Below are 21,383 nucleotides of genomic sequence, written 5' to 3'. Positions count from 1 at the left end.
ACACTCCTTTATAATTATATTCAGTATAAACTATTTTTTAATTATATCAAAAATACTTAGCTAGAATTTTTAGTTAGTTGTGGTAAACTTAGTCATAATCGTAAAGGAGTGGTGAGCATGACTATAGATGTAATCGTCATTGGCGGGGGAACAAGTGGTATGATGGCTGCTGTTTCAGCTGCTGAGAGTGGCGCTAATGTCTTAATTATTGATAAAAATAAAATGTTAGGTAAAAAATTACGCTTAACAGGCGGTGGTAGATGTAATGTCACAAATAATCGTCCACCAGAAGATATTATTTCCTTTATTCCAGGAAATGGAAAATTTTTATATAGCACGTTTTCCCAATTCAATAATTATAATATTATGGAATTTTTCGAAGGACAAGGTGTTCATTTAAAAGAAGAAGACCACGGGAGAATGTTTCCTGTTGCCAACTCGTCAAAAGCCATTGTTAATGGTTTAGCACAGAGGTTAAATGAATTAGGTGTTGAATTGAAAATGAAAACTACTGTTAAAACAATTCTAACTGATAACGGACAAGTTACCGGTGTCAAAACAGATACCAGTGAAGTAATCCAGGCACCTTGTGTCATTTTAGCAACTGGTGGTAAAACATTCCAATATACTGGTTCTACTGGTGATGGGTATAAATTAGCTAAAAAACTTGGGCATAGTGTGACACCTTTATTTGCAACAGAATCTCCTTTACTTAGCCAAGATACTTTTATTCAAAGTAAAGAGTTACAAGGACTTTCTTTACGTGATATTGGACTTAGTGTTCTAGATGACAAAGATAAAGTGGTTGTGACTCACGAAATGGATGCTCTGTTCACTCATTTTGGTATCTCAGGTCCAGCTGCTCTTCGTTGTAGTATGTTTGTTAATCAACAACTAGATAAGGGAGCTAGAGATGTGAGTATGTCTTTAGATTTATTCCCTAATAAGGAAGAAGATAAGTTAAAACAAGAGATATTAAATATCCAACAAACAGAAAGTAGCAAATCAATTAAGAACGCCTTGAGAAAATTAATTCCTGAGAGATATTTAGAATTTTTATTAAACCGAGTTAAAATAGATAACCAATTACCATTTAAACAAGTCACAGAAACTCAAATTGAACAACTAACTCACGAGTTAAAGGATATGCGTTTTACTGTTTATAAAACTTATCCCATAGATAAGTCTTTTGTTACAGGCGGTGGTATCTCTCTAAAAGAAATTAATCCAAAATCAATGGAGAGTAAGTTAGTCAGTGGTTTATTCTTTGTCGGTGAATTACTAGATATTAATGGTTACACAGGAGGTTATAACATTACAGCAGCCTTTTGTACTGGATTTGTAGCAGGTAAACACGCTGCAGAAATTTCAAGCTACTTTAAATACTAATTGCTTCCAAACAATTAGCTCTCTAAATTGATTAGCTAAGATGATGTGACTAAAAAAGAGAAGTTTTTCAGCCAAATTTACCTTTTTTCCTTTTGAGTAGTTAATAAATCAGACTCAAGTACCATTTTCATTTTAATATATTTTGTTATGCTAGGGCTAATGATAAATACAAAGGAAGATTGTTATGGTAATTTTAATGAGTTTAGGGGCATTACTAGTTTATCTATGGTGGTACAGGGATACTGTTACAACAGCTTATTGTTTTTGTAGTGCTTTCTTTATTAGTTATATCACTCTTCTACTTGGTGAAGTTGTTGGTTTTCCTTCGATTAGTGAATTTAGGCGCGTAAGCGAGACTGGTCAGTCACTCTTTAATCCAGATATTTTATGGATACCGTTCGATCAAGGTGTAGATATGTCTACATTTTTAAATATTTTGGCCTTTATTCCCTTAGGTCTATTGTTAACGATTATGTGGGAAACCTTCAATTACTTTGCTCCTATTCTTATTTTGGGTGTATTATTTTCACTGATTATCGAAGCTGGACAACTATTTACTTTATACAGATATAGTGATATTAATGATGTCATTATGAATACAATAGGTGTCTTAATTGGTTAGGTAATTGCTAAATGGAGCTTAACATGGGATGTTAGAAGAGGAGATGGCAAAAACTTAGATTGGCTAGTTTATTTGGGTATTTCATTTTCAAGTGTCTTCATGTTCGGATAAAAAAGTCCTCCAATCAGTCGCTATGTAGACTGATTGGAGGACCTTTTTATTAATTATGAGTTGCCTCTATTTTTTAAAAATTCTGACATCTCAGATACAACTAAATGTAGTGCCTCTTCTTTTGGATTAAATTTAGCATGATGTAAACCATATTCACTATCCACACCTAACCAAAACATGACACCAGGTACTTCTCTTAAAATATAACCAAAATCCTCTGCAGTCATAACTGGATCAACTTCTAAACAATTTAACTCATTTGATTGGTTGAAGAACTCAATGAATTCTGTCGCTAGTTTTTCATCATTCACTACTGGTACATAACCCATTTGATCAAGCTCAAGTACAATCTCACAATTATACGTGAGCTCGGTACCAAGAGTAATCTCTTTAAAACGATTTAAAACTAAGTCGTTTGTTTCATGTGTTAGTGTTCTAATTGTTCCAGTTGTATTAACGCACCCTGCTACAACATTATCTGCCACACCACCATGAATTTCACCAAAAGTAATCACAGCACTTTCCATAGGATCGATACTTCGACTTAATATGCTTTGGGCTTGCTGAATAAAACTAGTTGCTGCAACAATCATATCATTACCCTCATGAGGAAAGGCTGCATGACTTTCTTTTCCTATAAATGTTACATTAAACCGACAAGCTCCTGCAAAAAGGGTTGATTTTGACGTCGCAATATCTCCTACTTCTAATCCAGGATGAACATGTAGGCCATAAAACTCATCAACTTGCTTTAAATCAAGAAAACCATTGTCTGTATAAATTTTCGCCCCACTCATATTTTCTTCAGCAGGTTGGAAGAAAAATAGTATATCATCTGTTAAATCACATTGAATTAACTCAGTTATTATGCCTAAAGCAATCGTCATATGAAAATCATGCCCACACGCATGCATCACATCTTGGTGTACTGATGTAAAATCAAGGCCAGTTGCCTCAGTAATGGGAAGAGCATCTATGTCCGTTCTATAACCGATTGTTTTAGTTGGATTACTGCCCTTAATTCTAACTAAAATAGCTGTGTTATCTGTTTTAATCTCTAAATTATCTTGAGGTAAGGTGTTTAAATAATCTAATAAATATTGTTGCGTTTTAATTTCTTTTAAACCAATCTCAGGTATTTGGTGCAAATCACGTCTGATTTGCTTAAGTAACATAGGTGATACTTCTACCATTATCCATGCTCCTCTCTTAATCTTGCTCGAAAAGCTCTACTAATTCATACTGAGATTCTAATTCATGGGCTAGATAATTAACTGATTTTAATATTTCTTTTCTTGTCACAATTCCTAAGAAAACATCTTGCTTATCCACCACTGGTACAAAGTTGAAATCAACTAGTTGGTTTAATATTTTTTCAATATTAAAAGGCATTTGAATTGAACATGCTTGTCTATCCATGACTTCACCAACTGTCATACTATCTAACTTTTCAGGATTTAAACTCTCAATATCAAACATTTGTGAAACCACTTGATCTAGTGAAATTTGTCCCATAAGTTGACCTTGTTTATTTAAAACCGGAATACGACTATATCCAATATTGGTTAAAACAAGTAAAGCATGTTCTAAAGTATTGTCTTCTGATAAGGTAGCCACATTATCTGCCACAATTAAAAAATCCGATTCATTTTCTAATAACATCTTCTTGACTGTATTTCCAATCATCTCCATCACTCCATTTGTTTAACTCACTTATCGTTTGGAAAGAAAAAACTTAAATCAGGTTGTACTTCATGTTGTTCATTATAATAATCAACATGAATCCCATCAGTTCTATGTTCAATTATAGCATAAGTTTTTAAATGACTAAATCGTCCTCTAGGCTGAGATATACTTCCTGGATTTAAAAAGAGAATACCTTGTCTTTTTTCTACACCAAGTTTATGTGTATGTCCATATAAAACAATATTAGCCCCAGCCTCTTTTGCACTAGAAAGTAAGTGTTCCATAGCAACATTAACATTAAATAGATGTCCATGAGTTAAAAAGACAACATCTTGCCCTGTATCAATGACTTTTTTTACTTGATACTCAGAATCATAATCACAATTACCTTTGACTACATTATATACTTCCCAAATATTATCAAATGGATCAAGCTCTGAATCACCACAATGAAACATATAATCCACTTTATTTTGCCATTTATTTTCAATATCAATTAAACAATCTCTATTACCATGGTTATCACTCACAACTAAATATTTCATGATTACTACTCTCCTAGCCAGTCATCTAGCTTAGAATCAAGTTCAACAATCGCCATAGCTCTATGACTGATTTCATTTTTTTCAACACTTGTTAATTCTGCCATTGTTTTATCCATCTCTGGTACAAAAAATAATGGGTCGTAACCAAAGCCATTATCACCTCGAGGAATCGTCCCTATGATACCAGGAACTTCTCCTGTCACGATTAGGGTTTCTTTATTAGGACTTGCTAAGGCTAGTGTACAGTGAAACTGAGCTGTGCGCTTTTCCTTTTCAATGCCTGTTAACTCATGAAGTAATTTTGCATTATTAGCTGCGTCACTCTTCATTTCTCCAGCAAATCTAGCTGAATACACACCTGGTTGACCACCTAGAGCATCAACTTTTAGTCCTGAATCATCTGCTAAAACTATTCTGTTTAGCTTGTTGGCAATCACCTCTGCTTTAAGTCTAGCATTTTCTTCGAAAGTTTTCCCCGTCTCTTCTACATCCTCAATTTCCGGGTAGTCAAGTAATGTGGTCACCTGATAGCCTTTTTGAGCAAAGATCGCCTCAAACTCTTTTGCTTTTCCAACATTTTTTGTCGCCACTAAAATTTCATTTTGAGCTATGTCAGATGATTGATTTTCTTCCATGTTTCTAAATGACAAAGCTTGTTTTTGAAGATGAATTAATTCTTTGATACTTGTTTCTGCTAAATCTAATAATTCATTTAATTCTTTCCTTGAAAAAGTAGCTTCTTCACCTGTTCCTTGAATTTCTACTAATTGCATAGACTCTGTCATCACCACATTACAATCTACATCGGCACTAGAGTCTTCAATATAATCTAAATCTGTGACTAGTTCTCCTGATGGTAATTTACCAACACTCACTGCTGCTAGATGTTCTTTAACCGGATTGCTAGTTAGTTCACCATTTTCAATTAAAGTATTAACTGCTAAAGTCATAGCAATAAAAGCACCAGTAATACTAGCTGTTCTTGTCCCACCATCAGCTTGAATCACATCACAATCTACTACAATAGAACGCTCACCTAGTTTTTCAAGATCAATAACAGAACGCAAAGAGCGACCAATTAATCGCTGAATTTCCATTGTTCTACCTGTTACTTTACCTTTTGAACTTTCACGGCGATTTCTTGTGTGAGTTGCTCGTGGTAACATACTATACTCAGCCGTTACCCAACCAGTTCCTGTATCTCGTAAGAATGGAGGAACGTGCGCTTCCACTGTTGCATTCACAATGACTTTTGTTTGACCAAAAGTCACTAAAACAGAACCTTCTGGGTAAAGTAAATAGTCCGTCTCAAAAGATACATCTCTTATTGCTGTGTTTTTTCGACCATCATGTCTCATTATTATCACTCCTATCCTAAGTCTATGTGTTCAATATGAATATCATCTAACGGTAACCACGATGAGCTAATTTCTCTAAATGTTTCAACTTCACCTGTTGTATAAAAACGGTGTTGCATCTGATCAGTATTCTGCTCAGCTGGTATTTCATAATAATCTAGTAACATGCTAGCTTCACTAACCGTTTCAGAACCTGGATTAACTAAAGTCACACTCTCACCCATAGCATCTTGAATTAAAGGTTTTAATAAAGGGTAGTGAGTACATCCCATTACTAACGTATCAATGTTATGTTCTGTCATCTCTTTTAGAGTTTCCTCTACAACCTCACGGGCTTTTTCCGAACGATATTCACCGCTTTCAACAAGAGGTACAAACTTAGGACAAGCAAGACCAAAAACATTAGCATTTTTATATTTACTTAAAATCGCTTTTGGGTATTGCCCACTATGAATAGTTCCTTCTGTTCCAATTACACCAATTCTTTGAGTTTGTGTCACACGAAGAGCTGCTATTGATCCTGGAATAATGACACCAATAACAGGAATTTTCAACGTTTTTTTGATTTCTTCTAAAGTGACTGCAGTTGCCGTATTACAGGCAATCACAATCATTTTAACTCCCTTTTTAACTAAAAATTCAACCATCTCCCAAGTAAATTCACGAATTTCTTCAACAGGTCGTGATCCGTAAGGGCAACGTTTTGTATCTCCCACATAATAAACTGTTTCATTAGGTAATTGTTTTAGGGATTCTTTCACAACAGTTAGACCACCTACACCTGAATCTAAAAAGCCAATGGGTTGATTGTTCATAAAAGTCACACTACTTTCTCTTATTTTAATGTCACATCTAGTCCACTCTTTTTTAATAACTATTAATCAAAAAAATAACCACTTAAATCATTCATTATTGTTAGTTTTTTGTTAAAGAGTCATACTAGGTTTAGCATTTAATGACCACTGGCCAAAGTTGTTTTTCATATACTCCGTATAACCTGCTGCTCCAATCATAGCAGCATTATCACCACATAAATTTAATGGTGGTACTATTAATTCAACAGATGGTAGTGTTTTTGCCAACACATCTTCCATCTCTTTTTTAAGTCCTTTATTCGCAGCCACACCGCCTGCAAGGATTAACTGCTTCACTTGATACTCTTGACAAGCCTTAACTGTTTTACTTACCAAAACATCAATGACACTTTGCTGAAAGCTAGCAGATAAATCAACAATAGATAACTCTTCTTCACGCTGTTTAGCATTATGATAAAGGTTAATAAAAGAACTCTTTAAACCACTAAAACTAAAATCATAATGATCTTCCTTCATCATCGCTCTTGGAAATCCGTATATGTCACTACCTTGATGAGCTAATTCATCAATTTCTTTACCACTTGGATATGTCAGTCCCATCACCCGACCCACTTTATCATATGCTTCCCCAGCTGCATCATCTCTTGTTTCTCCAATAATCTCATATTCACCGTGATTTTTCATATAGACTAATTCTGTATGCCCTCCACTAACTAAAAGAGCCATCAAAGGAAACGTCATCTCTGATACAATTTGAGCTGCATAGATATGACCTGCCATATGATTAACTGGAATGAGAGGTAAGTGATTGGCCCAAGCAAAAGTCTTAGCTGCACTAACACCAATTAAAAGAGATCCCACTAAGCCTGGACCTTGAGTTACTGCTACTGCTGTCAACTCTTCAACACTTATATCTGCTTCACTTAGAGCAAGCTGCATACAATCAATAATTTGCTCCACATGATGACGACTAGCTACCTCTGGCACGACACCTCCAAAACGTTTGTGACTGTTAATTTGAGATGCCACAATATTGGATAATACTTCTTTACCATTTTTTACTACTGCTACACTAGTCTCATCACAACTACTTTCTATAGCCAGTATGTATATATCTTTATCTACTTCCACACTTTTACCTCCTACAGTTCTAATGACATTATCACAGCATCTTCAACAGGATAATGATAATATTTTTTCCTCATTCCAACTTTTTCAAAGCCAAAAGATTGATAAAAACTAATAGCAACTTGATTACTCTTCCTTACTTCAAAAAAAAGAACTCTAATACCTTGTTCTCTTAGTTCTATAAAAGATTTTCTCATTAATTCCTTGCCTTTTTTTTGACCTTGAAAACTTGGTGTCACAGCAATCAATAACAGCTCTGCCTCATCTAACGTGCATTGCCATAAGCTAAATCCAACTATGACACCATCTTCTGATACAGTAAGACACCTAAGTGATGGCTGGCTAAGTTGCTCGTTAAATTGCTCAAGCTTCCAGGGACTACCGTACTTAAAAGCAGCTTGGCTAATATTAAATAGTTTTTTTCCTAATTCAGTCATCTTATATCCTCATAAACATTTCAACAGCATCTTCTTTGCCATCTTTATAGTATTCTTTTTTTATAGCCATTTGTTTAAATCCATATTTTTTATACATACTAATTGCTTTGCTATTAGATGCTCTTACTTCTAAAGACATACTGTAGCAGTCCAATTCTTTAGCTTCTAATTTCAGCTGATCTAATAAAAGTCTTCCAACCGCTTTTGACTGATACTTTGTCGATACGGCAATATTTGTAATATGAGCATCTTCTACCTCAACACGAATACCGGCAAAACCAATAATCTCATCTTGGTAAATGGCTTTTAAATAGCAACCATATTTTTTCTTACTTAATTCTACCCAAAATACTGTAGTACTCCATGGAGATTTACCAGCATAAACCTCTTTTAATATTTTTTGTAATGATAATATGTCACTCACTTTGGCACGTTCAACAGTTACCTCTTTTATCTGCATACTTTTGCCTACTTTCTCTACTCAACACGAGTGACATAGTCATTAGTATTAATAGAGTCACCTTTTTGCTGTTCTAACCACTTCTCTTCAGCTTCTACACGTTTTAAATAAGTAGGTGTTATAGCTTCTACATCATAAACTCGTGTTGTTTCTGAAACAAAATCAAGTAAATGACTTGCCTCTACTGGTTTAATAATAATAGTAGCTTGTTTATCATTAATGAAAGGCTCTAATTGTTGTAATAGGTTTGAAATATCCTCAGATACAAAACAGATAGTTTGCTCTATCTCACCTAATTCTTCTAGCCAGTCCTCTAGACTTATATATTTATCTGACATAACAGAAACTAACTGATCCTCTTCCCATTTATAAGCACCAGTAAACACACTTTGCCTTCTCGCATCAATTAAAGGAATAATCAAGTCAGCTGTTTTATCACCATTGGATGCAATTAATGCAAGAGTAGATACAGCATACATAGGTATATTTAAAGTCCAACTTAATGTTTTAGCTGTTGTCATCCCTATTCTAAGACCTGTGTATGAGCCTGGACCTTTTGCAACAACAACTCCTGTTAAATCTTGCGGTGTTAGATTATTTTCTGCTACTAAAAAATCAATAGCTGGCATTAAAGTTAAACTATGGTTAATACCCTTTTGACTAGTGTAAGTTGCTAAAGGTTTATCCTTTGTTCCTAAAGCCACACTTAATGTTTTATTGGAAGTTTCCATACATAGGATTGTCATTTTTTTACCCATCCTTCATTTACATTTTCCGTTCCATTGTATCATATTTTCCATTCTTTCAGATAGAATTCACTACAAAAAAAAGGATAGAACCCTTTAACAAACTAATGAAAATTAGTTTATCGAAAGGTTTTATCCTACTACATACTAGAAAAATAAGTAACTAAAAGTGCGATTGCTCCAAATATATTATTAAAGAAATGAACCATCATCGAGTCTATAATTCGTCCCCTTGAAGCGTAAGCCCAGTACATTAGAGCACCAAGAGATGCGTACATGGCAAAAGAGATGATATTTGTTGATAAATGAGCACTAGAGAAAACTAGAGAAGTTAATAGCATGGGAACCCACATTGGCGACTTTTTAAATAAAAGGGCTGTTGGTAGGCCTCTAAATAATAACTCCTCTAAAATCGGTGCCTTAATAGCAATGACCACAGCTAGAAGTAACACGTAAAACACAGGCTTATCTGGTCCAAACATCTCTTCAATAACCAAATCATTTTGACTTTGACCGTCCCCGTAAATCATTGTCATAGCAATCGTACCAACAATGACAATCACTCGGCCTACTAGAAAAATGACAAAAGCTCGCCAAATATCTTTACCTGATAATTTAATATTTTTATCACCAGATTTTTTCATGTAGTAGCGCCAAATCAGGTAAATGATTCCAACTAAAACAACTAACCAAAAAATCATTAATAAGATATTAATAAAAAGTTGCGGCTTTTCAAATACTGGCATTAAAAACCCAAGAATAAGTGTGGGAATTTCACTCACTAAAAACCAAGCAAGAATAATCAATAAACCTAAAATAAATAGGCCAATTTTTTTAAATACAGATTTACCTTCTGTCATACTACTTCCTCCATTTCATTTTCCAATTTAGCTGACCAGTCTTTAAATATTCGTTGAAGACTTGATTCTAGTCCTTCTTTCAATATAATACAGGTAAGGTATCCCTGTTCTGTCTTTTCAAAACTAAATTGACATATGTTTTTTATTTTCTTCTCATTTTGACTTATAGCAAGTAGATAATCAAGTACTAAAGGTAATTCAGTATAGGATTTAGTGAAGATATCAATTTGAGATGTTTTCATTTTAAACTGTGTTTGTTTGAAAAAAGGTAGTGATAGGCTGTAAGAATGAAACATTTGTTCTTTTTGTCTTACAAGAGCATCTAGATAACCATGACCATTTTTTTCATAAGTTTCATCTAAAACTAAGGTGAAATTTGGAAATAAGTCTAATAGTTGACAAATATCTTTAGTTTGAGCGGAATTGATTGATAGCGTTTCATGTTCTTCTTTAAAAAACATTCCCTCCCCCAGTTGATTAGCAACTCTTTTTAATTGAAAACCATAACTCTTACCATCTAAGTTCAGACGAATAAACCGCCTAGTTAAAGGTAATTCACTATACCTTCCCCCGTCTATCCCTTCATGATTAAAACATAAAGGACAAACAAGACTTTGACTTAATAGACTTGCCTCATCTGAATTTAAAATAAAACCATTTGTCACATTCAATAGATTAAGATAATTCAATGCTTCTTCTGTTGATGATTCATAATGCTTAGCAAACATTGCATTAACTACAGAAGGTGGTGGAGTTGTTATTTCCATTAATTTAGAAAACAAATCATCCGCATTGATAGAAGGATCATTGCCTTTAGCTACATCAACTAATTCTTGGCATAATACGACTGAACTTTCTCTAGTCCTCTCCTTTATGTTAGGTGTAGGTGTCACCTTTATATTAACGAGTTGCATCATTTTATTTTGAATAAACTCTCTATCAAGTATCATCCAGCCACCTGAATTGATTGCTATCGTGGTAAAATCATAGACCAAATGCTCTACATTCATTTTTCTTCTCCTTTAAAAATATTACTTAAGTTATTATTATACACTATGTGAACAAAAAAAAACTTGCTTCATAAACAAGTTTTTAAAGGTTTTATTTACTTAGTAAACGGCTAGCTTCTTCATCTACAATAATAGTAACATCAGAATGATTCTGTAAAACACTCGCAGGAACATCTTCTGTCACAGGCCCTTCAATTGTATCTAAAATTGCTTGAGCCTTCTTAGGTCCATAAGCTAGTAAAATGATTTTCTTAGCTTGCATGATAGATCTAATTCCCATTGAATAGGCTTTTGTTGGGACATCTTCAATATTATCAAAATTACGACTGTTAGCCTCAATTGTCGATTCTGTTAAGTCAACAACACTTGTTGTGCCTTCAAAAGAAGATCCTGGTTCATTAAACCCAATATGACCATTCTCTCCAATCCCTAAAATTTGGATGTCTACTGGATGAGTATTAATAATTTCATCATATCTTTCACATTCAGCCTTACCATCTTTTGCTAAACCATCTGGTAAAAATGATTCTTTAAATGGTTTTTCTTCAAATAAATGTTTTTCCATAAAATAATGATAACTTTGGGGATCAGTTGCTGCTAAGCCAACATATTCATCTAAATTAATTGATGTCATATGACTAAAGTCAAGATCACTTTTAACCATTTCTTGATATAGTGTTTCAGGTGTACTTCCTGTTGCTAAGCCTAAAGTATCAGCTTTTTTATTTTCAATGTTTTCTTTTATCATCTTAAAGGATACTACTCCGCCTTCTTGCTGATTTTTCACTCGAATAATCTTCATGATTATCCCTCCTGTTTTTTGGTATAGTCCAATTATACTCGCTCAATTTATTTTTAACAAGTGTATTTTAAAACGCCGATTGTAAAATTAAGCTAGACAAATAAAAAAATCATTTGTGATACACTCAAATTGTCCAAATTGTATTTCCGACGAAAGAAAACAAGGAGAGTGATCACAAATGACCTATATACATCTTACTACAGACGAGCTTGTTTTAATAGAATCTTATTATCACCAAGCTAAAAAAGTTAAACATGTTGCTGATACTTTAAAAAGATCAAGACAAACTATTTATAATGTTTACAACGCTTTAAATGAGGGATTATCTATTCTAGATTACTATCAAAGATACAAAAAAAATAAAAAGAAATGTGGAAGGCGTCCTATTTCTTTACCTGATAATGAAACAAAATATATTCAAAACAAAGTGGCTCAAGGATGGACTCCTGACGTGATTATCGGTCGTGCTGAGATTTCTATTTCTTGTTCTGTTCGGACACTTTATAGATTGTTCTCGCGTGAATCTTTTGATTCCACAACTTTACCAATGAAAGGTAAAAGAAAACCTAATGGGCATAAAGAAAAACGAGGTAAACAAGCATTTAAACGAACCATTCATCAGAGAGACGCTGAGCATAACGAGTTTCAAAGTGAATTTGGTCACCTAGAAGGTGACACTATTGTTGGGAAAAATCATAAAAGTGCTGTTATTACATTAGTTGAAAGGTTATCAAAAGTTATTATTACCTTAAAGCCAACAGGGAGACACGCTATAGATATTGAGAATAGCTTAAATGAATGGTTAAAAAAATGCCCTAATCACTTGTTTAAATCTATCACATTTGATTGTGGCAAAGAATTTTCTAACTGGAAATCTATCAGTAACTTAAATGATATTGATATCTACTTTGCTGACCCTGGTACACCTTCACAACGAGGTTTAAATGAAAATTCTAATGGGCTATTGCGTAAGGATGGATTGCCTAAGAAAATGGATTTCAACGAAGTTGATGAATCTTTCATTCAATCTGTTGCATCCAAAAGAAATAATATTCCTAGAAAATCATTAAACTATAAAACGCCATTAGAAGTATTTTTGAGCTATGTAGACAATGACATTTTGTCTAGCTTAATTTGACAAATGAAAAAAATATAATTTGACTTTTAACAAAAAAAAAGAATAATAAATAAAATAGTGACTGACTTTTGAGTCAACCACTATTTTATCTAACTGAATCATTATTCAACTGTCACGCTTTTTGCTAAATTACGAGGCTTATCAACATCTAGTCCTCGTTGTAAGCTTGCATAGTAAGCTAATAACTGCAATGGAATAACACTAGCTAAAGGTGTTAATAAAGAGTGGACTACTGGTAAAATCACGGCATCTTCACTTCTACTCACATTCTCTCCTGCAATAGTTAACACTTTTGCTCCTCGACTTGTTACCTCAATAGCATTCCCTCTTGTATGGGATGCTGTATTTTCATCAGTAATGACTGCTATAACTGGTGTACCTTCTTCGATTAAGGCGATTGTTCCATGTTTTAACTCACCAGCAGCAAATCCTTCTGCTTGAATATATGAAATTTCTTTTAACTTTAAAGCAGCCTCTAGAGATACAGCAAAGTCTAATCCTCTTCCAATGAAGAATGCATTTCTAGTATCGCTTAAGAAAGATTCACTCAATGTAGCAATATAATCCTTTTCACTAACTAAAGCATCCATGGCACTAGCTGCTATCCCCATTTCACGAACAATATCAAACTCTTTAGCAGCTTCATCACCTTTTATCATCCCCACAGCTTTGGCTAAATAAGCCATCACAGCAATTTGTGACGTGTAAGCTTTAGTTGAGGCAACGGCAATTTCAGGACCAGCATGTAGGAGTAATGTATAAGTGGCTTCTCTTGAGAGAGTTGAACCTTTCACATTAGTAATTGTTAATGATGGTAGATTTAACTCATTGACTTTAACTAAAACTTGACGACTATCTGCTGTCTCCCCACTTTGAGTTAAAAAGATAAAGAAAGGTTTTTTAGATAAAATCGGCATATCATAACCCATCTCACTAGCTAGATGAACTTCAACTGGAATATGTGTTAGTTTTTCAATTAAAGTTTTTCCAACTAATCCAGCATGCCAGCTTGTACCGCATCCTACAATATAGATTCGGTCACTTTGTGATATATGAGAAATTATCTCATTATTAATTGTAGTATTTCCATTTGGTAATGTGTACTCTGTAATTAACTTACGCATCACACTCGGTTGCTCATCAATCTCTTTAAGCATATAGTGAGGATACAACCCTTTTTCTGTATCTGTCGCATCAATCTCAGCAATAAAGCTACCTCTTTCAATTACTTGAGCGTCCTTATCATAGATAACCATCATATCTGATGTTAACATAATTACCTCACCATCCATGATCTCAACAAACTCATTTGTTTCATGAATCATAGCCATTGCATCACTTCCAACAAAATGGCAATTTTCACCAAGTCCAATTAATAGTGGACTCTTATTTTTCCCTAAATATAGTTTATTTAATTCTTCAACATCGATTAAAGCAATGGCATAAGAGCCTCGCACTTCAGATAAAGCCTGACTTAAAGCATCAAGTGTACTTAATCCTGTTCTTGAGAAATAATCAATCACTTCAACTAGAATCTCACTATCGGTATCTCCTATTAATAATTCTGATGGCACATATTTTTCTTTTAATTCAAGGTAATTCTCAATCACACCATTATGAACTAAACCGAAGCGACCACTTTTTGATAGATGAGGATGAGCATTTTCGACATTGGGCTCACCATGAGTCGCCCATCTTGTATGACCAATACCGATTGTTCCATTCATTGCATCTGTTGATAACTCTCTTAAATCATTGACTCTACCTGGTGTTTTAATGGCAATGGTTTCTTCACCGTCTGATAGTAAAATACCAGCCGAATCATAGCCTCTATATTCTAATTTTTCTAAACCTTTTAATAATACTTCTTTACTATTATTATGTCCTACTACTCCAACAATGCCACACATTAATTTTCCAACTTTCATTTTGAATTGTTTCTGTTTGCTGTATGAACAATACTTTGTCCAACCCGTTACCAGATTGTTTTAATATCATTCTCTAGAGCACAGCTCCCTAGAGTCATCCGCCGAATAAATCGATAAACTCTACCTCGTCACCTTTTCAAAAGGTCTGGCGCTTATTTTATAAATGGTATATTTTTATATACGAAACAGAAACAAGATAACAATAACATTTAAACCTAATAAAGTCAATAAATAATAATAAAAATAAAATTGGTATACACGATTTACCTATATTGGACTATGTTATATATTAAAACAAATAAAAAAGACAGCTAAAAAGCTATCTTTTACTTAACAGTATATAATCCTCTATAAACTTTGTTTTTTCATAATTCGTAAAGATATAATTATAAATATTAGCGTACTTGCTATAAGTAGTAAATTACTAAAAATAATCATTCCTGACACTGAAAAATCAAAATGATTCGGAATACTATTAAACAAACTTATTACCACTGATTGAAGCATCGTCAACCCAATAAATAAAAAGAAAGTTGAATTATTACCTTTTAACATAATTACAGCTGTCGCAATAATAACTAAACTGTTAATGTATGAGATAACACTTGATACTATTAAACCTAGCATAGATACTCCACTAGCATCTACCCCTTGCACAATACTACTAACTATTATTTGAATATCCGTTAATTGAGATAATTTTAATAAAATAATTAGAGCCGGGAAGAAAACTAAAACAACTGAAATACCAATACTCCATAACAACGTTGCACCTATCTTAGCAAAAAATAACCGGGTTCGGTTAACACCAGAGGCGACTAGCATACTCATAACATTATTACGATAATCCATTGACATCAAATGAAATGGGTATAAAAACATAAACACAACATTAGCAAAAATAGATAATATCGTAAATATCATCATAAAACCAAAGAAACCTGAACCGGTACTTATATTAAATTGAACATAACTATCTAGTATATATGTAAAATAAATTGTAATAAACACATTGATGATAGCTAATATCCCAGTAATCATTAAATAAGTTTTATCTCTTAAATATTTAAAAAGCTCCATCTTGAAAATATGTCCTGCAGTCATATTATTCTTCCCCCTTATTTAAGTGACTCTCAAGTATGTTTTCCTTTTTCATCTCAAGAATCTCAATTTTTTGGGAATCTAACTGCCTTTTAACATCAGACCAACGATCGTCTTTTATATTTAATCTGACATAACCATTATCTAAAATCTGATAGTAATAGTTGATCATTTCTAAAATAGCTATAAAACCTGTTTGATTAGTAGTCTCAATATCTCTGACTAATTTATCTTTCATATCAGTGAGTGAAATTTCTTTTTCTAAATGACCTTTCATTAAAACAAAGACATCATCACATAATGACTCAATATCGCTTTTGACATGACTTGAAATAATTAATATCATTCCCTTCACTGTCATTTGTTTTAAATAGAACTTAAACCATTTTACAGAATCGCTATCAAGACCTCTAAATGGCTCATCTAAAATCAAAATCTTCGGATCATGTAATAAGGCAATTAATAATATTAATTTTTTAATCATCCCATAAGAATAATATTTAACTTTCCCATTTAAATATTCAGAAATTTCTAATTCTCGTGCTAGTAGTTCCGCTTTTTCAGAATCAAAATTACCACGTAATCCAGAAAAATACTCAATGTTAAACCAACCTGTTCTATCTTTATAAACACTTGTTCCATCTAGAACAATACCAACATGAGATAAAATATCATTATTCTCTTTAACAGATTGACCATCAATCAATACTTCCCCTGTATAGTCAGTAATAATATTAGTAATGCATTTAAAAAGTGTCGTTTTACCAGCTCCATTAGGCCCAATAACCCCATATGCCTTACCTTTTGTAAATGTCATATAATCAATAGATAATACTTCTCGTTTACCATAATGCTTCACAACTTCTTTTATTTCTACCTCCACCAAAATTCCTCCAATAAAATCAATTACAATAAGTTAAATCCTGCTGCTTGGTACAATTCATACCATTCTTGTCTAGTTAATACTACATCTGAAGCATCTGTCACTTCTTTAATTCTACCTGTATTCATTGTTCCAATAATCGTTTGAATGTTAGCTGGATGTCTGCTAATCCAAGCAATAGCAATACCATTTTTGGTTACATGATATTTTTGAGCTAATTTTTCTAAGGAGTTATTTAACTTTATAAAATCTGGATGGTCAATAAATACTCCGTCAAAATAACCATATTGAAACGGTGACCACGCTTGAATTGTTATATTTTTCATACGCATATGATCTAACACTGCTCCGTCACGGTTAATACCTGTTTCATTTTCCATGTTAACATTCATATTATGAGCCACCATACCAGCATGTTTTAATCCAAATTGAAGTTGGTTAACAACCAATTTATCAAATAAAGCTTGTTGTAGCAAATCGACATGGGACGTAGAAAAATTACTTACACCAAAATAATTAACTTTTCCTGATTTTTTTAATTGATAAAAAGCTTCTGCTACTTCTGTTGGTTCTATTAGAGCATCTGGTCTGTGAAGAGCCAAAATATCTAAGTAATCTGTATCTAGTCGCTCTAAAATTCCTTCAACAGAATGAATAATATGATCTTTTGAAAAATCATAAAAACCATCACGTATACCACACTTGGATTGGATAATGAGATCATCTCTACTTATATCACTATTTTTTAGTGCCTGACTAAAAATAATTTCAGACTGTCCTGAACCGTAAATATCAGCATGATCAAAAAAATTAATACCTGAATCAATTGCTGTTTCAATGACCTCACTAGCCTTGTTTACTCCTAAATCTGCCATACGCATACATCCTAAGGCAATTTGTGAAGACACAATATCTGATTGTCCTATTTGAATTTTTTTCATTACTAACTCTCCTTAAATTTGTTGATCAATCAGTTCTAAATTTAACCGATTGACATATACTCTAACTAACTTTCTAGCTTTTTCATAATTTTTCTGACTAAATGCTATTAAAATACCATTAAATAATTTAATCGTTTCTTCGTATAAAAAATCAAGGGATGCATGGGGAAATTCTACAAATGTCATTTTTCTAACAATTTCCATAATAATTTGTTTCATCACACTATTTTCTAGAGGTCCTATAAGAGTATCCCATAAAGACAAATACTGCTCCTTTGACTCCTCCTCTTGAGCTGTGATATAAGATAACTGACTTTCTAGCATATCTTGGCTAATCGTGTATTCCTTTATTTGTAGTTGGTAAATATACTGAGAACACAATAACTCTAACAACTGGGTTCTCTCAATGAATTCTTTTGCAGAAATAGTATGTTGACATACAACGACACCTTTATTAGCTACTCTCTTAACAAATCCTTCTATTTCTAAACGCAGAATGACTTCCCTAATAGGTGTACGGCTCATCTTTAATTGATCAGCAATATCTTGTTCAATCAAATGAAATTCATCAGGCCATTTTCCAGACTCAATATTATGTTTAATCATATGATACGCATAATCTTGGGATTTACTTTTTCTCACTAATCATACCTCCCTTGAAAATCTTCAACGTTTTTGATTAAGCCAGAATACTTTACTTCTTGAATCGTTTCATTCACATTTTTAGGAAAGATTTGAACAAGTCCAAGCTGTTCCTCTATATGAAAATAAGAAGATAAATCAAATTGCCAATAAGGTTTTGATACTATTAAACTATTTAATGAATCCATTTCAATATTTAAAATAGGAATTAATAAAGCAGAAGAAAAAACGCTTACTTTTGGTAGAGATAACCCACAAATACTTCTTATATGAAGATCATACACTGAAAAGTCACAAGCTTTAACAGTTGATAAACTATATTCATTTGGATGAGTGGTAATACTATTAACATATAGATTATTTTCTTCAGTTAAAAAGAAACTCACATTGAGTACACCACATACATTCAATTCTAAAGCAATGACTTGAATAATTAATGTCATCTGCTCCACAATCTCATTATCAAGATTAGGCCACTCTTTGGCTGCATTAACATAATGGCTACCTGATATTTCTGTTGGTACAATTCTAACTAAAGGAAATAAGCTATAGCGACCTTGTGTATCAACGGCTATTGATAATTGCCATTCGCTTGTTACGTCTATAAAAGATTCTACTATACATAAACCTTTTTGTACTAAAGGAACGGCTTTATCTACATCTTTAGGACTAGTTAGTACAATGGTTCTTTCATTTTTAGATTGATACCTTTTGTTTGTTTTAACAACGCATGGGTAACCAATATCCTCAGCAGCTTGTCTAACATCTGACACCAAACTGGCAATCATAAAAGGTGCTATATTGATTGAATGGTTGTCTAAAAACTCTTTTTTTAGTACTCTATTTTGGGAAATATCATCTGCATAAGCATACTGTGGAATATAACTTTCCCGAGAAAGATAATTTAAATGTTCAGTTTTTAAATCATCTGACACATTGGTGATAACATCAGCTACTTTCATTAAGTTAAATAACATAGAAATATCATTCACATGACTATTAAAATGACTATCAGCCAATGTTCCAGCTAGACACTCTTTATCATCTGAAAGAATAGCCACTTTATATCCCATCTGTTTAGCTGATAAAGTCAAGTAGTAGGCCACAAGACCTCCGCCAATTATGCCAATGGTAGCACCTGGTAGTATTTCTTTAGACATATTTTCACATCTCTTCCATTATGTATCATAGTAGTTTAATATTATCAGTCTGACTATCAACTGTAAAGAATTTCACTAAATAAAAAAGAGACTGGCCATTTTAAAATGTACCCTATGTCAAGGACATAATAAAAAAGAGTTCGTCTGTCATCAAGATGATTTCCTAAAGAGGAAGTCATCTTTTTTATGTGCATAACGATTCATAGTAGCTCTGCGGCGTCATTCTGTTTAGTGTCCACTGACCACGGTAATGATTGTAGTAATCCATGTAGTCGTCTACTTCTGTGACAACATCATCATAAGTCACACAGGCGTCAAGATTTAGTTCATCTTTCATATGACCATAAAAGGATTCTTGCGGTGCATTGTCCCAGCAGTTGCCCCTACGGGACATTGATTGAATTAAACCTAGTTCTTTCACTCGCGATTGAAATCCATTGGATGTATAGTGACATCCTTGATCAGAATGAATGAGAGCAGTTGACTCTTCTCTGTTCGTTAGATACGGAGTCAAATCTTCTAATGTTTCTAAAACAAAATCAAGTTTTAAGTTTGGTGAAACACGATAAGCTACAATTTCTTTTGTACAACTATCTTTAATTGTTGAAAGATAAGCATGCTTATTTTGATAATGTAGATAGGTGATATCTGTCAAAAATATCTTTCTAGGTTTTGGTGGATTGAATTGGCGATTAAGATGGTTTGGATGATGGTTACTAGTGCCGAGTGTTTTTGCCATTCGTCGATAAGGATTTGCTTTTCTGATAGGACAAACAAGATTAAATTTTTTCATTAAACGTCTAATCTTTTTTAGGTTCATGACTGTATTAAAGTATTTTTCTAATGTCATCTTGATTAAACGAGCACCTTTATTTCGGTTCTTGAATCGGTATGCTTCTAGAATCAAGGTATAGTCTGAGTAATCTTGGTGATTTTTAATAGAGGCCTCTAAGCATGTTTGGAGGTAATGATAGTAACCCGAACGAGACACTCCTGCTAGCTGGCACAGGTGCTTCACCTGTGTTACTTTCTGATGTTTCTCTCTGAGTCTTCTTATGACTTCGAATTTTTCGTGGACCGTGAGTTTGCTTTCCAAATCGCCTCTCTCTCTGCTTGTTCTAGCTTTTTTAAAAAATCATTTTCAGCTTTTAGATAAGCCACTTCTGCTTTTAAGCGTTTTAATTCTTCTTTTTCAGTTAACTCTTTGTGTCTTGGGCGACCACTATTGCCAAGTCGTAAATCTTCTAGATTTTCTCCTTGTTTTGCTTTTTCGCGCCACCTGTGGCTGGCAGTATTAATTCTACGCTGTTTCAACACAGTAATATCAAATCCAGCATCACTAAAAATTTGATGGGGTAACTGCCCTTCAGAGTGTTTGAGCACAAATAATTCTTTAAATTCTTTTGTGTAAGTTATCGAAGAACTGCTCACTCGTTTGACATATGGATTTTGTTTTAACTCTTCAATTTCTTCAGTGGTAAATTTATTAATACCCATTTTAGTCACGTCCTTTTTATTTATCATATAAAAATACCCCATAGAAGGCACGCTTTTTTTTCGTGTCCAATCTATAGGGTACATTTTATTTAAACCAATCTCTCTTTTATCTACACTCTATATA

At 33.3% G+C, this 21,383-nt stretch carries 21 protein-coding genes and 1 pseudogene; 3 read left to right on the top strand and 19 right to left on the bottom strand.

Translation table 11 applies throughout. From position 1 onward, the window contains the following. Positions 1-117 precede the first annotated feature (117 nt). Together VSF34_RS04310 and VSF34_RS04305 are read left to right on the top strand one after the other, a co-directional pair. Complete coding sequence (locus VSF34_RS04310) at positions 118-1,389, top strand: BaiN/RdsA family NAD(P)/FAD-dependent oxidoreductase (RefSeq protein WP_326717818.1); 1,272 nt, start codon at positions 118-120, stop codon at positions 1,387-1,389. A 184-nt stretch (positions 1,390-1,573) separates the two neighbouring features. After that, the gene (locus VSF34_RS04305) at positions 1,574-2,011 is read left to right on the top strand and encodes a VanZ family protein (protein ID WP_326717817.1); all 438 of its coding nucleotides are present in this window, start codon (positions 1,574-1,576) and stop codon (positions 2,009-2,011) included. A 164-nt stretch (positions 2,012-2,175) separates the two neighbouring features. Here the strand turns inward: VSF34_RS04305 and VSF34_RS04300 are convergent, their stop codons facing one another. From VSF34_RS04300 to nagB, 12 genes are all read right to left on the bottom strand, one after another. After that, entirely contained in the window at positions 2,176-3,315 is a 1,140-nt protein-coding gene (locus tag VSF34_RS04300; RefSeq protein ID WP_326717816.1) for an N-acetyldiaminopimelate deacetylase, read from the bottom strand. Between the two features lie 16 nt (positions 3,316-3,331). Next, entirely contained in the window at positions 3,332-3,808 is a 477-nt protein-coding gene (cbpB, locus tag VSF34_RS04295; RefSeq protein WP_326717815.1) for a cyclic-di-AMP-binding protein CbpB, read from the bottom strand. Positions 3,809-3,831: 23 nt separating this feature from the next. Next, on the bottom strand, positions 3,832-4,353 hold the full coding sequence (locus VSF34_RS04290) for a metallophosphoesterase (protein ID WP_326717814.1): 522 nt from the start codon (positions 4,351-4,353) through the stop codon (positions 3,832-3,834). A gap of 5 nt (positions 4,354-4,358) precedes the next feature. Next, positions 4,359-5,711 carry a ribonuclease PH gene (gene rph / locus VSF34_RS04285; protein WP_326717813.1) on the bottom strand — a complete coding sequence of 451 codons (1,353 nt, stop codon included), beginning with the start codon at positions 5,709-5,711 and terminating at the stop codon, positions 4,359-4,361. 11 nt (positions 5,712-5,722) lie between these two features. After that, the gene (gene racE / locus VSF34_RS04280; RefSeq protein WP_326718022.1) at positions 5,723-6,526 is read right to left on the bottom strand and encodes a glutamate racemase; all 804 of its coding nucleotides are present in this window, start codon (positions 6,524-6,526) and stop codon (positions 5,723-5,725) included. A 111-nt stretch (positions 6,527-6,637) separates the two neighbouring features. Then, on the bottom strand, positions 6,638-7,657 hold the full coding sequence (tsaD, locus tag VSF34_RS04275; protein WP_326717812.1) for a tRNA (adenosine(37)-N6)-threonylcarbamoyltransferase complex transferase subunit TsaD: 1,020 nt from the start codon (positions 7,655-7,657) through the stop codon (positions 6,638-6,640). An 11-nt stretch (positions 7,658-7,668) separates the two neighbouring features. Next, positions 7,669-8,091: a ribosomal protein S18-alanine N-acetyltransferase gene (gene rimI, locus VSF34_RS04270; protein WP_326717811.1), complete on the bottom strand. Its 423-nt coding sequence runs from the start codon at positions 8,089-8,091 to the stop codon at positions 7,669-7,671. A 1-nt stretch (position 8,092) separates the two neighbouring features. Continuing rightward, positions 8,093-8,551, bottom strand: coding sequence for a ribosomal protein S18-alanine N-acetyltransferase (gene rimI / locus VSF34_RS04265; RefSeq protein WP_326717810.1), 459 nt, complete (start codon positions 8,549-8,551; stop codon positions 8,093-8,095). A 17-nt stretch (positions 8,552-8,568) separates the two neighbouring features. After that, positions 8,569-9,297, bottom strand: a complete 729-nt coding sequence (tsaB, locus tag VSF34_RS04260) for a tRNA (adenosine(37)-N6)-threonylcarbamoyltransferase complex dimerization subunit type 1 TsaB (RefSeq protein ID WP_326717809.1) — start codon at positions 9,295-9,297, stop codon at positions 8,569-8,571. A gap of 140 nt (positions 9,298-9,437) precedes the next feature. After that, entirely contained in the window at positions 9,438-10,157 is a 720-nt protein-coding gene (locus VSF34_RS04255) for a CPBP family glutamic-type intramembrane protease (protein WP_326717808.1), read from the bottom strand. Continuing rightward, entirely contained in the window at positions 10,154-11,167 is a 1,014-nt protein-coding gene (locus tag VSF34_RS04250; protein WP_326717807.1) for a hypothetical protein, read from the bottom strand. The genes VSF34_RS04255 and VSF34_RS04250 overlap by 4 nt, the downstream gene beginning before the upstream one ends. 91 nt (positions 11,168-11,258) lie before the next feature. Next, on the bottom strand, positions 11,259-11,969 hold the full coding sequence (gene nagB, locus VSF34_RS04245) for a glucosamine-6-phosphate deaminase (protein ID WP_326717806.1): 711 nt from the start codon (positions 11,967-11,969) through the stop codon (positions 11,259-11,261). A 178-nt stretch (positions 11,970-12,147) separates the two neighbouring features. Here nagB and VSF34_RS04240 point away from each other — a divergent pair, with 178 nt between their 5' ends. Beyond that, positions 12,148-13,107, top strand: coding sequence for an IS30 family transposase (locus tag VSF34_RS04240; RefSeq protein ID WP_326716323.1), 960 nt, complete (start codon positions 12,148-12,150; stop codon positions 13,105-13,107). 101 nt (positions 13,108-13,208) lie between these two features. Here the strand turns inward: VSF34_RS04240 and glmS are convergent, their stop codons facing one another. The 7 genes and pseudogenes from glmS to VSF34_RS04205 all read right to left on the bottom strand — a co-directional run bounded on the left by glmS (position 13,209) and on the right by VSF34_RS04205 (position 21,259). Beyond that, positions 13,209-15,017, bottom strand: a complete 1,809-nt coding sequence (gene glmS, locus VSF34_RS04235) for a glutamine--fructose-6-phosphate transaminase (isomerizing) (protein ID WP_326718021.1) — start codon at positions 15,015-15,017, stop codon at positions 13,209-13,211. A gap of 366 nt (positions 15,018-15,383) precedes the next feature. Beyond that, positions 15,384-16,139 carry an ABC transporter permease gene (locus tag VSF34_RS04230; RefSeq protein ID WP_326717805.1) on the bottom strand — a complete coding sequence of 252 codons (756 nt, stop codon included), beginning with the start codon at positions 16,137-16,139 and terminating at the stop codon, positions 15,384-15,386. 1 nt (position 16,140) lies between these two features. Continuing rightward, a complete protein-coding gene (locus tag VSF34_RS04225) occupies positions 16,141-17,019 on the bottom strand; it encodes an ATP-binding cassette domain-containing protein (RefSeq protein WP_326717804.1) in 879 nt (292 codons plus the stop codon). 23 nt (positions 17,020-17,042) lie between these two features. After that, positions 17,043-17,960, bottom strand: coding sequence for an aldo/keto reductase (locus VSF34_RS04220; protein WP_326717803.1), 918 nt, complete (start codon positions 17,958-17,960; stop codon positions 17,043-17,045). Positions 17,961-17,972: 12 nt separating this feature from the next. Next, positions 17,973-18,602 carry a GntR family transcriptional regulator gene (locus VSF34_RS04215; RefSeq protein ID WP_326717802.1) on the bottom strand — a complete coding sequence of 210 codons (630 nt, stop codon included), beginning with the start codon at positions 18,600-18,602 and terminating at the stop codon, positions 17,973-17,975. After that, complete coding sequence (locus VSF34_RS04210) at positions 18,602-19,762, bottom strand: ATP-grasp domain-containing protein (RefSeq protein ID WP_326717801.1); 1,161 nt, start codon at positions 19,760-19,762, stop codon at positions 18,602-18,604. Before VSF34_RS04210 ends, VSF34_RS04215 begins: the two co-directional genes overlap by 1 nt. A gap of 184 nt (positions 19,763-19,946) precedes the next feature. Continuing rightward, positions 19,947-21,259: pseudogene (locus tag VSF34_RS04205) on the bottom strand (IS3 family transposase). Between the last annotated feature and the right edge of the window lie 124 nt (positions 21,260-21,383).

The sequence above is a fragment of the Vagococcus jeotgali genome (genome assembly GCF_035918315.1).
GTDB classification, from domain to species: Bacteria; Bacillota; Bacilli; order Lactobacillales; family Vagococcaceae; genus Vagococcus; species Vagococcus jeotgali.
The sequence above is the reverse complement of the archived record's forward strand: the minus strand, read 5'-3'. Positions and strand labels throughout refer to the sequence as shown.